Origin of the sequence: Eubacterium sp. AF16-48 (genome assembly GCF_003479405.1) — a bacterium.
Taxonomy (GTDB): Bacteria; Bacillota; Clostridia; order Lachnospirales; family Lachnospiraceae; genus Eubacterium_G; species Eubacterium_G segne.
On record NZ_QUHB01000016.1, the window covers coordinates 21,565 to 34,500 of the forward strand.

At 30.7% G+C, this 12,936-nt stretch carries 14 protein-coding genes and 1 tRNA gene; 14 read left to right on the plus strand and 1 reads right to left on the minus strand.

What is annotated here, in order from left to right; genetic code table 11:
* Positions 1–5: 5 nt before the first annotated feature.
* The 11 genes from mnmG (at position 6) to DWW68_RS12535 (ending at position 9,764) form a co-directional block, all read left to right on the plus strand.
* Positions 6–1,889 carry a tRNA uridine-5-carboxymethylaminomethyl(34) synthesis enzyme MnmG gene (mnmG, locus tag DWW68_RS12485; protein WP_118590174.1) on the plus strand — a complete coding sequence of 628 codons (1,884 nt, stop codon included), beginning with the start codon at positions 6–8 and terminating at the stop codon, positions 1,887–1,889.
* Between the two features lie 82 nt (positions 1,890–1,971).
* On the plus strand, positions 1,972–2,691 hold the full coding sequence (gene rsmG, locus DWW68_RS12490) for a 16S rRNA (guanine(527)-N(7))-methyltransferase RsmG (protein WP_118590176.1): 720 nt from the start codon (positions 1,972–1,974) through the stop codon (positions 2,689–2,691).
* A 31-nt stretch (positions 2,692–2,722) separates the two neighbouring features.
* Complete coding sequence (locus DWW68_RS12495) at positions 2,723–3,196, plus strand: hypothetical protein (RefSeq protein ID WP_118590178.1); 474 nt, start codon at positions 2,723–2,725, stop codon at positions 3,194–3,196.
* 325 nt (positions 3,197–3,521) lie between these two features.
* A complete protein-coding gene (locus tag DWW68_RS12500; RefSeq protein ID WP_021953605.1) occupies positions 3,522–4,277 on the plus strand; it encodes an AAA family ATPase in 756 nt (251 codons plus the stop codon).
* A gap of 103 nt (positions 4,278–4,380) precedes the next feature.
* Positions 4,381–5,316 carry a ParB/RepB/Spo0J family partition protein gene (locus DWW68_RS12505; RefSeq protein WP_118590180.1) on the plus strand — a complete coding sequence of 312 codons (936 nt, stop codon included), beginning with the start codon at positions 4,381–4,383 and terminating at the stop codon, positions 5,314–5,316.
* 49 nt (positions 5,317–5,365) lie between these two features.
* Positions 5,366–5,836, plus strand: a complete 471-nt coding sequence (locus tag DWW68_RS12510) for a DUF4446 family protein (protein WP_021953603.1) — start codon at positions 5,366–5,368, stop codon at positions 5,834–5,836.
* A 270-nt stretch (positions 5,837–6,106) separates the two neighbouring features.
* On the plus strand, positions 6,107–6,595 hold the full coding sequence (locus DWW68_RS12515) for an RNA polymerase sigma factor (protein WP_207721411.1): 489 nt from the start codon (positions 6,107–6,109) through the stop codon (positions 6,593–6,595).
* 25 nt (positions 6,596–6,620) lie between these two features.
* The gene (locus DWW68_RS12520) at positions 6,621–7,481 is read left to right on the plus strand and encodes an RsiV family protein (RefSeq protein ID WP_118590184.1); all 861 of its coding nucleotides are present in this window, start codon (positions 6,621–6,623) and stop codon (positions 7,479–7,481) included.
* Positions 7,482–7,514: 33 nt separating this feature from the next.
* Entirely contained in the window at positions 7,515–8,405 is an 891-nt protein-coding gene (locus tag DWW68_RS12525) for a polysaccharide deacetylase family protein (protein ID WP_158576908.1), read from the plus strand.
* A 175-nt stretch (positions 8,406–8,580) separates the two neighbouring features.
* Entirely contained in the window at positions 8,581–9,042 is a 462-nt protein-coding gene (locus tag DWW68_RS12530; protein WP_118590188.1) for a LytTR family DNA-binding domain-containing protein, read from the plus strand.
* Positions 9,042–9,764, plus strand: a complete 723-nt coding sequence (locus DWW68_RS12535; protein WP_118590190.1) for a LiaF domain-containing protein — start codon at positions 9,042–9,044, stop codon at positions 9,762–9,764. Before DWW68_RS12530 ends, DWW68_RS12535 begins: the two co-directional genes overlap by 1 nt.
* A gap of 66 nt (positions 9,765–9,830) precedes the next feature.
* Here the strand turns inward: DWW68_RS12535 and DWW68_RS12540 are convergent, their stop codons facing one another.
* Positions 9,831–10,568 (minus strand): phosphotransferase, encoded by a 738-nt coding sequence (locus DWW68_RS12540; protein WP_118590192.1) that lies wholly within the window; start codon positions 10,566–10,568, stop codon positions 9,831–9,833.
* A gap of 195 nt (positions 10,569–10,763) precedes the next feature.
* Between DWW68_RS12540 and serS the strand changes: the two genes are divergently transcribed.
* From serS to DWW68_RS12555, 3 genes are all read left to right on the plus strand, one after another.
* Entirely contained in the window at positions 10,764–12,047 is a 1,284-nt protein-coding gene (gene serS / locus DWW68_RS12545; RefSeq protein ID WP_118590194.1) for a serine--tRNA ligase, read from the plus strand.
* A gap of 75 nt (positions 12,048–12,122) precedes the next feature.
* Positions 12,123–12,194: transfer RNA gene (locus DWW68_RS12550), tRNA-Arg, on the plus strand.
* A 138-nt stretch (positions 12,195–12,332) separates the two neighbouring features.
* The gene (locus tag DWW68_RS12555; protein WP_118590196.1) at positions 12,333–12,896 is read left to right on the plus strand and encodes a VanZ family protein; all 564 of its coding nucleotides are present in this window, start codon (positions 12,333–12,335) and stop codon (positions 12,894–12,896) included.
* Positions 12,897–12,936: the final 40 nt, after the last annotated feature.

Here is a 12,936-nt window from a genome sequence, read left to right on the forward strand (position 1 = left end):
AAAAAATGCCGAATGTAGTTGAAAATTATGATGTTGTAATAATTGGTGCAGGTCATGCAGGATGTGAAGCGGCCTTAGCTTCAGCAAGACTTGGACTTAATACTATTGTTTTTACTGTAAGTGTTGACAGTATTGCTTTAATGCCATGCAATCCTAACATTGGAGGAACATCTAAAGGACATCTGGTAAGAGAACTAGATGCTTTAGGTGGTGAAATGGGTAAAAATATTGACAAGACTTTTATACAGTCAAAGATGCTTAATAAATCAAAGGGACCAGCAGTTCATTCCCTTAGAGCCCAGGCTGATAAGCAGGATTATACAAGAGAAATGCGCAAAACTCTTGAAAATACTGACAATTTAACAGTGCGACAAGGTGAAGTTGCGGAAATTGTAGTGGAAGATGGTGTAATAAAGGGCGTAAAGACTGTATCCGGTGCAACTTATTACGCTAGATCAGTAGTTTTGGCTACAGGAGTTTATTTGAAAGCTAAGTGTATTTATGGGGATGTGTTCCAGTACACCGGCCCTAACGGACTTATGGCAGCTAATCATTTAACAGATTCTTTGATTAAGAATGGAATTAAAATGAGAAGATTTAAAACGGGAACCCCTGCAAGAGTGGATAAAAGAACTGTTGATTTTTCAAAAATGGAAGAGCAGTTTGGGGATGAAAGGGTAGTGCCGTTTTCATTTTCAACAGACCCTGAAAGTGTACAAAAGGAACAGGTTTCGTGTTGGCTTACTTACACTAATGAGGAAACTCATAAAATTATAAAAGAAAATATTAACCGTTCACCGTTATTTTCAGGAATGATAGAGGGTACCGGCCCAAGATATTGTCCATCAATTGAGGATAAGGTAGTTAAATTTGCAGATAAAAACAGACATCAGGTATTTATAGAGCCAGAGGGATTGTATACAAATGAAATGTACTTAGGTGGAATGTCATCATCACTGCCTGAGGATGTTCAATATGCAATGTATCATACAGTTCCCGGACTTGAAAATGCAAAAATAGTTAGAAATGCCTATGCAATAGAGTACGATTGTATAGAATATGGACAGTTGTTACCTAATTTGGAGTTTAAAAATATTAAGGGATTGTTTAGTGCAGGACAGTTTAACGGAAGTTCGGGATATGAGGAGGCAGCTGCTCAGGGAATTATTGCGGGAATTAATGCTGCACGTTTTGTTCAGAACAAGGAATCAATTATTTTGGACAGATCTCAGGCGTATATTGGAGTTTTAATTGATGATTTGGTAACTAAAGAGAGCCATGAACCTTATAGAATGATGACTTCTAGAGCAGAATACAGGTTATTGTTAAGACAGGACAATGCTGATTTGAGACTTACAAAGATTGGTTATGAAGTCGGATTGGTTTCTGAGGAAAGATATAAGTATGTTTGTGAGAAAGAAAGGTTAATTGAAGAAGAAGTTAAACGTTTGGAAAATTATAAGGTAGGTGCAGCAAGAGAAAATCAGGAGATATTAGAGAAACTTGGAACTACACCTCTTAAGACAGCTACAACTTTAGGGGAATTAATAAGAAGACCTGAGTTAAATTATGATTTAATAAAAGAGTTGGATAAAGATAGAAAAGAATTGCCTTATGATGTAATAGAACAGGTTAACATAAATATTAAATATAATGGTTATATTGAGAGACAAAAGAAGCAGGTAAAGAATTTTAAAAAATTGGAAAATAAAAAGATACCTGAAGATTTTGATTATAAAAAGGTAAAAAGTCTGCGCATAGAAGCCGTACAAAAGCTGGAGTTTTATAGACCTGTTAATATAGGACAGGCATCAAGAATTTCCGGAGTTTCACCGGCAGATATTTCGGTTTTGCTGATTTATATGGAACAAATGAACAGAAAACACTAGAATATTATGTAAACCGTAACTGGTTAATATAAATAAAATTATGTAAACTAATATGATTTAATGAAAATTAATGGAGGAATAGATGATTCAGGGGCGTAAATTGCTAGAACAGGGATTAATTCAATTAAATATTCAATTTACTGATAAACAGATTGAACAATTTATGAAATATTATGACTTGTTAATAGAAAAAAATAAGGTAATGAATCTTACTACAATTACAGATTTAAATGAAGTAATGACAAAACATTTTTTAGACAGTGTTTTAATTTCAAATGTTTTAGATATGTCTGATTTTTATACATTAGTGGATGTGGGAACAGGTGCAGGTTTTCCGGGAATCCCTATTAAAATATTATTTCCTCATTTAAAAGTTACATTAATTGATTCTCTTAACAAAAGATTGAAATTTTTAGATGATGTTATAAGTGAACTGGAACTTGATGGAATTGAAACTGTACATGGACGTGCTGAAGATTTAGGAAATAATGATTTATACAGAGAAAAATATGATTTATGTGTTTCAAGGGCAGTGGCTAATTTATCTACTTTAAGTGAATATTGTATTCCTTTTATTAAGAAAGATGGTGTTTTTGCCAGTTATAAGGCATCAGACAGTGAAGAAGAAATAAATAATTCAAAAAACGCCATTAAAATATTAGGTGGAAGTATTAGTAAGGTATGTGAAATTGCTTTACCTGGTACAGAGGTAAAGAGAAATATAGTAATTATTAAAAAGGATAAATGTACATCAAAAAAATATCCAAGAAAAGCAGGTACTCCATCTAAGGAGCCATTATAATTGATTTATTTCTTTAATAAATGGAGGATATATGTTAGAAGAATATTTAAATAGTAGAAAACAAATGATGCTTGATAGAATAAATGAATATTCTGAATTGCTGGAACATAATAAAATTGAAAAAGAGGAAGCTTATAATAAGATAGATGAATTAAATTCTCTTATAGATGAGGCATCAGAAATATTTTCTTCAAAAGCCAGAATTGATAGTGAACATAAAAACAATGAAGTTAATAAAATTAAAGAGAAGATAGAATTAATAGAATGTGAAAATAATAATTTGAAAATTAAGATGGCAAAAGCATCAAAAGAATTAGTTGATATTCAAAATAGTATTAATGAATTCAAAAGTGATTATGTTTCACGTGAAACAAAGTATAAAAGAAGAAGACCTACAATTAAGAAGGAGGTTATGGATAAATTAAAGCTTTGCAAGGACATTGTTTCTGTGGATAGCAAAAGAGCAGCAGTTGAATTAGATGAAATATTAAAATTATTATCGTAAGTACATAAAATATTGAGGATATGCCCTAGGGCATATCCTTTTTTGATAATAATCCTTGTGTTATTATGTTTCACGTGAAACACAAATAAGAACAACATTTGGGTTAATATATGGCAAAATAGGCATATTTAAGGATTGTTTCACGTGAAACATTAAAAATAAGAAATATTTAGCACAAATTTGGAGATATGTTATGGAAAATCCTATTTACATATGATAAAATATATCAGCAGGAAACATAAGGAATACTAAAATTAATGAAAGGATAGAAGTCAATAGAAAATTGTGCAAATTTATTGGCTTTATATAGAGATAGGTAGGTTATATGGGTAGAATTATAGCTATTGCCAACCAAAAAGGTGGAGTTGGAAAAACAACGACATCTATTAATTTGTCTTCTTGTTTAGCAGATTTAGGAAAGAAAGTATTACTGGTTGATATTGATCCTCAGGGAAATGCAACAAGTGGGGTTGGAATTATTAAACAAAATTTAGAAAATACAGTTTATGAATTATTTCTTGATGAATGTACCATATCAGAGTGTTTAACAAAAAGCGTTGTGGATAATTTAAATGTACTTCCGTCAAATGTAAATTTGTCAGGTGCAGAAATTGATTTAATTGGAGTTGAAAACAGAGAATATATTTTGAAGAATGTTCTAGACCAGATAAAGGACTTGTATGATTATATTATAATTGATTGTCCTCCTTCATTAAATATATTAACAGTTAATGCCATGACTGCAGCTGATTCGGTAATTGTCCCTATTCAGTGTGAATATTATGCGTTAGAGGGACTGTCTCAGTTAATTCATACAATTAACCTGATTCAGGACAGACTTAATAATGACTTGGAAATTGACGGAATTGTATTTACAATGTATGATTCAAGAACAAATTTATCATCAGATGTAGTTGAAAATGTAAAAAGTAATGTACATATAAATATATATGATACAGTTATTCCAAGAAATGTAAGATTAGCAGAGGCACCAAGCTTTGGTCTTCCAATACATATGTATGATGGAAAGTCAGCAGGAGCTGTTGCATACAAGAATCTTGCTAAGGAAATAATAAAATAAAAATATTAATTATAAAGTTAAAATGATATTAATATATAAAAATCACAATAAAATTATCAAATATATATTATTATTATTATAACTAAAATGTAAAGGAAAAAGTATGGCAGTAAAAAAGAAAGGTTTAGGAAGAGGAATTGATTCGTTAATTCCTCAGACAGATACAGGTAATAAAAAAGAAAAGGTTAAGGAAAAGCCGGTTGTTAAAGAAGTAATAAAAGAGGTTGTAAAGGAAGTAAAGGTTCCTGTTCCGGCTGAAACTATGATGAAAATTTCAGATATTGAGCCTAATAGAGATCAGCCACGTAAAAATTTTGACAAAGAGGCATTAGATGAACTGGCAGATTCTATCAGACAGTTTGGAATTATTCAGCCTATAGTTGTTCAGAAAAAGGATGATTATTATGAAATAATTGCAGGAGAAAGACGATGGAGAGCTGCAAAGCTGGCTAAAATAAAGGAAGTTCCCGTTATTGTAAAGGAGTATACTCCTCAGGAGGTAATGGAAATTGCCCTTATTGAAAATATTCAGAGAAGTGATTTAAATCCTATTGAAGAGGCACTTGCATATAGGAGTCTTATTAATGAATATAATCTTAAACAGGATGAACTGGCTAAAAGAGTTTCAAAGTCAAGAGCAGCTATAGCAAATTCCATGAGATTACTTAGATTAGCTGAACCGGTTCAAAATATGCTGGTGGAAGGTCAGATTTCAATGGGACATGCAAGGGCATTGCTGGCATTAGAATTAGAGGATTTACAGGTTGATGCTGCAAATACAATTATGGAAAGAGGCTTAAGTGTAAGAGATACAGAGAAGCTTGTAAAGTCAATTTTGAATCCAAAACAGTCAAAACTTCCAATTCCTAGCAGTGAAGAGGCTATATATTCAAAACTTTCCGATAAATTAAAGGAAATTATGGGTACAAAGGTTTCAATTAATCACAAAAAAGGCGGAAAAGGTAAGATTGAGATAGAATATTACTCTCAGGAAGAATTAGAGAGATTATTGGAATTATTTAATGGTATACAAAACTAAATTAATGTTATAAACTATAACTAATCTATAATCAGAAAAGGAGTTAGAAATGAACGATTATATATATATGGGAATAATAGTCGCAATGTTTGTAATATTTATTATTCTTCATATTAAACAAAATAACAAAATAAAGAGACTTATGAACAGATATGAGAAGTTTATGAAAGGAAAAAATGCTGAAAATCTTGCAGATGCAATAGAAGAGAATTTTCAGCAAATGGATAAACTGGAAATATCACATCAGAAAAATGAATTAAAGATGGAGCAGGCTCTTCAAAATATAACAACAACATTTCATAAGTTGGGAATTGTTAAGTATGATGCCTTTAAGGAAATGGGTGGTAATTTAAGTTTTGCTCTTTGTTTGTTAGATGATACAAACACCGGATTTATTTTAAACACCATGCATGGACGTGACAGTAGTTACAGTTACATAAAGGAAATTATAAAAGGTGAGGCGTACGCAACACTAGGTGAAGAAGAAAAGGAAGCTTTAGAAAAAGCAATTAATTCATAATTTAAACAAGAATGTGGTACAAAAATGCTACATTCTTTTTTTATTTTATAAAAAGTTGTAATTATATGAAAAGTGGGAGGTTCAGACTATATATTATGAGAAAAAAATAATAGTAATGAATATAGGCAATAAGTTTATAGGATATATTGAATGACCTCTCATAATTGGAAGATAGGGGAGTTGAAGTGTAGAAGAAAAATTTTTTAAAAAAAATGAAACTTTTTGGTACTTTGAATAGTCTAAATAATATAAAGAATAAAGGAGATAAAATTGAAAGAGAAAAAAGAAGATATAATTAGTAAACTTCTTATAAATAATTATGACAAATATTATCACATAGCATATAGTTATACACAAAATAAAAATGATGCACAGGATATAGTACAAGAAGGAGCATATAAGGCTATATATAATTCGAAAAAATTGCGTCAGGTAAAATATGCAGATACATGGATATGTAAAATTATTATAAATGAAGCAATTAGTTATATCAAAAAAAACAGGTTTAATTGGGATAAAGATATTGTAAGTGAAATGAAAGATGAAAAAGATATGTTTAAAATTGAAGACGATAAGATTGAATTGAAACAGGCGTTGGATAAATTAACAGATAAAGAAAGGGCTGTAATTGTATTAAGATATTTTGAAGAAATGAGTTTAAATGATGTTGCGTACATTTTAGGTGAAAACTTAAGTACAGTAAAAAGTAGAATATATAGGGCACTTGAAAAGTTAAAAGAGTATATGATAGTTAAATAGATTGTGATATGAAGGAGAAATTAAGATGGTAAATGATGAAATGTTAAAAAAACTAAAAGATCAATATATTGGAGTTGAAGTTCCTGATGATGAAAAAAATAAATTAAATGAAATTTTAGAGTATGCTAAGATAGATAGAAAAAGAAAAAGAAAAAAAGTTATAATTACAAGATGGATGATTTCTGTTGCTGCATTGTTGTTAGTTGTAATTATGCCAAATACAAATGAAACATTAGCATCATCTTTAAAAAATATACCTTTGGTGGGAAATATTTTTAGTGTAATAACAGTTAGAAAATATGATGAAGACAAAAATATCAAAATTAATATGGCAAAAATAGATTCTAATGGAGATATTAAAAATAAAAAAACAGTTGAAAAGTTAAACAATGATATAAAAAAATATACAAACAAGATAGTAAATCAATATAAAGTTGATTTAGGTTCAAGTGGATTTAGTGATTTATATATGGATTATAAAATTGTTATTAATAATGATAAGTGGTTTACAATAGCATTTACAATAAACGAAACCAGAGCAAGTGGATATGAATTTCATAGATATTACAATATAGATAAATCAAGTGGAAAAATTGTTAGTCTAAAAGATATATTTAAGGAAAAATCTGATTATATAAAGATTATAAGTAATGATATAAAACGACAAATGAAACAGCAAATGTTGACTAAAGACGTTGTATATTTTATTAAAGATAATGGTATTTCTACAGGATTTAAAGAAATCTCAGGTAATCAAAACTATTATATAAATAATGAGGGAAATATAGTAATAGCATTTGATGAGTACGAAGTAGGACCAGGATGTACAGGGGCACCTAAGTTTGTAATATCAAAAGATATAGTAAAAAAAATTTTAAATAATTAAGAAACATAAATATAAATGATGGAGATGAATAAGATGACAAGAAATGAAAAAAAACAAAGGAGAATAAGACAACTTAAAATACGTGTGATATCCACGTTATTAATATTTTGTTTGGTAATTGTAGCAGGCGGTTGCGCTTTAATAGAAAAAAATAAAGAGAGTAAAAAAGTTGTCAGAGTTAATGGTGGAGTTGTTGAAAAAACAAAGAATGTTGCAGATAACAGTGAAAATACTTCAACTGAAACAAAGGAAGAAACCAGTAAAACTGAAGAGAAAACAACAAAAGATAATAAAAGAGTAATTGATCCTAATAAACCTATGATTGCTTTAACCTTTGATGACGGACCGGGGGAGAGAACCCTGGAATTGTTGGAAACATTGGAAAAATACAATGTGAGAGCTTCATTTTTTATGTGTGGCACAAGTCTTTCCAGAAACGATATAAAGGTGGAAGAAATTTTAAAGAAAATGGATGAATTAGGATGCGACATGGGAAATCATACAATGGATCATCAGTCATTGCCAACATTATCCTCCCAAAAAATTAAATGGGAAGTGGAAGGGGTTAATGATTTAATTAAGAAACATGTAGGACATGGAGCTAAATTTGTGAGACCACCTTACGGAGCAGGAATCAGAGATAAGAAGGTAAGCAAATATGTAAAGGCACCTATGGTTTGCTGGTCTGTGGATACATTGGATTGGAAGACAAAAAGTAAAAAGGAAACAATAAGGTCTGTTATGAATGATGCTCATGATGGAGATATAGTGTTAATGCATGACATTCATGGATGGACAGTAGATGCAGTAAAAAAGATTATTCCAAAACTACTAAAAAAGGGATATCAGTTAGTTACAGTGTCTGAAATGGCAGAGGCTAAAGGCTGCAAACTGGAAAATGGAAAGCCATATTTTGAATTCTAATAGATATAAGAACCGTTATGTTAAATTAAAAACTTAGCATGGCGGTTTTTATATGCAAAAAATCAACCTGTCACAGGAGATAATTAACCTGTTGCCTAAATACTATTTACATTTATATAGTAATAAAATAAAATTCTAATTAGAAACAGAGAGGTTTAATTAGTAGGAAAGTTATATGAAGGTTATCATTGATATTGATGAAAATTGCATAGAAAACCAGGTAATAATAAAGTGTTTAAAATTTGACGAAAAAATTGCCATGCTTCAAAGAAATATAAGCAATAGTTTATCTGAAAACATTAAACTTGAGCTATATAAGGATCAGAAGGATTATTATATTGATATTGAGGACATTTTGTTTTTCCAGACAGAAGGAGACATGGTTAAGGCACATACAAGGGATGATATTTTTGACACAGGTTACAGACTTTATGAACTTGAGAAAATATTGCCATGGACATATTGCAGAATTTCAAAGTCTGCAATATTAAACGTAAAAAAGGTATATGCAATTACTAAAAATATAACTGCTTCAAGTGAAATAGAATTTAAAGACAGTCATAAACACGTATTTGTTTCACGAGGATATTTTAAACCTTTAAAAAGTAAATTAGATGAAATAAGGAGTAAAGAATAATGAAAAGAAAAAATATTTTCTGGGGAATAGCACTTATAGCTATTGCGGTAATATGGATAATTACCAAATTAGATATATTTCCCGGTGTGCAATTTGGAAAAATAGCGTTTACATTGCTGTGGGCAGCATGGCTTGTAAAGGGAATTTTGGATAGAGGGTTTTTCTCTATTTTTATGAGTATTGCCTTTCTTGGAATTGTATGGCAACATGAATTAAAAATAGAAAGTATCACTCCATGGCCGGTTGTAGGCTCGGCAATATTGTTAAGTATAGGATTTTCACTTATATTCGGAAACAAGGAAAGACGTAACTGGAAAAAGGCGTGTAAAAAGGGATATGACGAAAAAGATGGGTATGGAAATTTTACCTCAAGTCATGCAGAGGGAGAAAATATAGTTCACGTAACTAAATTTTCAGGGGCTGAAAAGTATATTGACTCTAAAAATTTAAAAAGTGTGGAAATTATAAATAAGTTTGGTGGTTGCGAAATTTATATGGATAAGGCAGTTCCGGCGGGCAATGAGGTTTACGTGAGAGTTGAATGTATGTGTGGCGGAGTTGAAATATATATTCCAAAAAGCTGGAAGGTTAAAAATCTTACAACAGCGACTTTAGGGGCATTGGATGAAACCGGGCACTATGAAGGAGATGCAGTAAATGATACTGTTGTTGTTTTATCAGGTACTATTAAATTAGGAGCAGTGGAAATAGTAAGGGTATAAAATAAAATGATTTTTAGCATAGAAAAAGCAGGGTTTCTACAAACTCTGCTTTTTTCAATGAAAATTTTAATATTCCACAACTGATATGAAACTTTTTAATATTTTTATTTCTTCAGGATTATTTTTTGCAATTCTTGCTGCGGCAACAATAGGAATCCAGTTTTGAACGTAACGCTTGCTTGTGCTTGTTGCTTCGCAGAATTTATCCAGATATGATTCTGCCAAATCAGGCATATTAATTTTCATCCACAAATATGTTCTGGCAACATCGGCACTGGCATTTCCCTGGGATGCATGATTCCAGTCAAGAACACAAGCCTCACCTTCATTAATAATAATATTATGAGGTGTTAAATTACCGTGGCACAATTTCCTATGACGTGGACAGGTGTTTAACATGTCAATAAGGTCTATTTTAAGATTTTTATCCAAGTTGGAAAACTTAATATAATCTGCAAATTTTTCCTTTTGGAATGGCAGTTTATCAAGTCTGTTTTTATGAATTGATGTTTGAATTTCAATCATTTTATCTAAATATTTATCAGCATTATCAGGGTCTGACTGTATCATGGAAAACAAAGTAGTGCCCTTTATAATAGAAGATTTAAAATACCATTTTCCATCCATCACAGATACTTCTTCTATAGAAGGAACATTGATGCCTGTTGTTTCAACCATAGATGTAATAAAAGATTCCAAAAATACATCAGTTTTCTTATAATTTTTATTAAAAATCTTATAAGTATTATTTCCATCAGTATAAATACTGTTATTTCGTCTTTCGTTTACTAATTCAAGATTCATATGTTTTACCTTCTCCTAAATAAAATGTATTATTATAATGAAATTAAGAATAGTATAACATATATTGACGATGTTTGCCATAATCCTTGCAAAAATAGGAGGTTAGGGGTATAATCGAAATACCGTGAAAAGATTGTTAATAAGAGTCATTCCGTGTTAATAACACAAATAGAAAAGTGACTCGTAGGAGGAGAAATGTTAGATATAAAGTTATTGAGAAATAATTTTGATGAAGTTGCAAAGGCTTTATCTACAAGAAACGAAGATTTTGATTTAAGTCTTTTTAAGGACCTTGATGAAAAGAGAAGAAATCTTTTAAGTGAGGTTGAAGCATTAAAGGCTAAGCAGAATACTACATCTAAGTTGATTCCACAGTATAAGAAAGAGGGAAAAGATGTTGCACCTATTATGGCAGAAATGAAAGAAATTTCAGATAAGGTTAAGACATTAAACGCTGATTTAAGTAAAGCAGAAGAAGACTTAAACAACTATATGCTTACAATACCTAATATTCCTCATCCTTCTGTTCCGGCAGGAATGACAGATGAAGATAATGTAGAAATAAGAAAGTTCGGTGAGCCTACTCATTTTGATTTTGAGCCAAAGGCACATTGGGATTTAGGTGCGGATTTAGGAATACTTGATCCGGAAACAGCAGCTAAAATAAGCGGTTCAAGATTTACAGTATACAGAGATTTAGGTGCAAGACTTGAAAGAGCCATTGTAAACTTCTTCCTTGATACACACACATCAAAGCATGGTTATACAGAAGTATTTCCACCATTTATGGTTAGCCGTGAGAGCATGACAGGTACAGGACAGCTTCCTAAGTTTGAGGAAGATGCATATAAGGTACAGGGAGATGGAAAGGAATATTTCTTAGTTCCTACAGCAGAAGTTCCTGTAACTAATATGTATAGAAACCAGATTTTAGATGGCTCACAGCTTCCAATTAAGCACTGTGCATATACAGCATGTTTTAGAGCTGAAGCAGGTTCAGCAGGTAGAGACACAAGAGGACTTATAAGACAGCATCAGTTTAACAAGGTTGAGTTAGTTAAGTTCTGTAAGCCGGAAGATTCATATGATGAATTAGAGAAACTTACAAGAGATGCAGAAGATGTATTGCAGATGCTTGGACTTCCGTACAGAGTTGTTAAGATTTGTATCGGAGATTTAGGATTCACAGCTGCAATGAAGTACGATATTGAAGTTTGGATGCCAAGCTACGGCAGATATGTTGAAATTTCAAGTTGCAGTAACTTTGAAACATTCCAGGCAAGACGTGCAAACATTAAGTATAAGGATAATGCAGGTGATAAAGCTGAATTTGTTCATACATTAAACGGAAGTGGCGTTGCAGCCGGAAGAACAACAGCAGCTATTTTGGAAAATTATCAGCAGGCAGATGGAAGTATTGTAATTCCTGAAGTTTTAAGACCTTACATGGGTGGACTTGAAAAAATAGAAGCAAAATAGTATTATATATACTGGTTAAAAAATAAAATGCCGGTTATGGATTACGGGTTTTTCCATAGTCTTAAGCCGGCACTTGTTCTCATAGTTAAATGGATATAACAAGTGCCTCCTAAGCACTAGTTGTGGGTTCGATTCCCGCTGGGAACATTATAAAATGCAGCAATGGTTGTAGATTCATTGCTGCATTTTATGTTAATACGTTTGTATGGAAGATAAATTTTCTGCACATTAATATACTTTTCCATTTGGACTACAAAAATTAAGATTAATTTGGAGAGATGAAACATGATTTATGATTTTAATTTTAAAATATTAATTTGTTTAATAATTTTATCGTTGATTTTAGTTGTATTGTGTAAAAAAATATTTAATAAGAATTTTAAAGAAACAAATGCTTTATTATTAATATGCTTTTATTTTATTTTGATAATTTATAAAACTCAGTTTCCAATCTTTATTAATAATGATGTTATGGAAACTGAATTAGGTGGAATAAAATTGGGTAGGGATGTTAATTTGATTCCTTTTAAAGATTTTGCTCATATGACAAGTCTATTGAATATTGTTATGTTTATTCCGATAGGATTTTTGCAGGGATTTGTAGTAAAGAATAATTGGAAAAAAACTATTATTGTGGGATTTATTTTAAGTCTTGTAGTCGAGAGTTCACAGCTGTTAGTGAATATGTTAATAGGATATAATTTTAGAACCTTTGATGTTAATGATTTAATTTTTAATACTATTGGAGCTTTAATAGGGTACTTAATATTATTTGGAATAATATCATTGTTAAAAAAAGTAAAAAGTAGTGACAATAGAATCATTGAGTACATTAAATCAAGAGGATAAAAGTTGAGAAAATAAATTATGATATATTGAGGTGAATAAG

What these genes read in the sequence shown, in the direction of transcription:
- mnmG (WP_118590174.1), top strand. Translation starts at nt 6, where the DNA reads ATGCCGAATGTAGTTGAAAATTATGATGTTGTAATAATTGGTGCAGGT.
- rsmG (WP_118590176.1), top strand. Translation starts at nt 1,972, where the DNA reads ATGATTCAGGGGCGTAAATTGCTAGAACAGGGATTAATTCAATTAAAT.
- DWW68_RS12495 (WP_118590178.1), top strand. Translation starts at nt 2,723, where the DNA reads ATGTTAGAAGAATATTTAAATAGTAGAAAACAAATGATGCTTGATAGA.
- DWW68_RS12500 (WP_021953605.1), top strand. Translation starts at nt 3,522, where the DNA reads ATGGGTAGAATTATAGCTATTGCCAACCAAAAAGGTGGAGTTGGAAAA.
- DWW68_RS12505 (WP_118590180.1), top strand. Translation starts at nt 4,381, where the DNA reads ATGGCAGTAAAAAAGAAAGGTTTAGGAAGAGGAATTGATTCGTTAATT.
- DWW68_RS12510 (WP_021953603.1), top strand. Translation starts at nt 5,366, where the DNA reads ATGAACGATTATATATATATGGGAATAATAGTCGCAATGTTTGTAATA.
- DWW68_RS12520 (WP_118590184.1), top strand. Translation starts at nt 6,621, where the DNA reads ATGGTAAATGATGAAATGTTAAAAAAACTAAAAGATCAATATATTGGA.
- DWW68_RS12525 (WP_158576908.1), top strand. Translation starts at nt 7,515, where the DNA reads ATGACAAGAAATGAAAAAAAACAAAGGAGAATAAGACAACTTAAAATA.
- DWW68_RS12530 (WP_118590188.1), top strand. Translation starts at nt 8,581, where the DNA reads ATGAAGGTTATCATTGATATTGATGAAAATTGCATAGAAAACCAGGTA.
- DWW68_RS12535 (WP_118590190.1), top strand. Translation starts at nt 9,042, where the DNA reads ATGAAAAGAAAAAATATTTTCTGGGGAATAGCACTTATAGCTATTGCG.
- DWW68_RS12540 (WP_118590192.1), bottom strand. Translation starts at nt 10,568, where the DNA reads ATGAATCTTGAATTAGTAAACGAAAGACGAAATAACAGTATTTATACT.
- serS (WP_118590194.1), top strand. Translation starts at nt 10,764, where the DNA reads ATGTTAGATATAAAGTTATTGAGAAATAATTTTGATGAAGTTGCAAAG.
- DWW68_RS12555 (WP_118590196.1), top strand. Translation starts at nt 12,333, where the DNA reads ATGATTTATGATTTTAATTTTAAAATATTAATTTGTTTAATAATTTTA.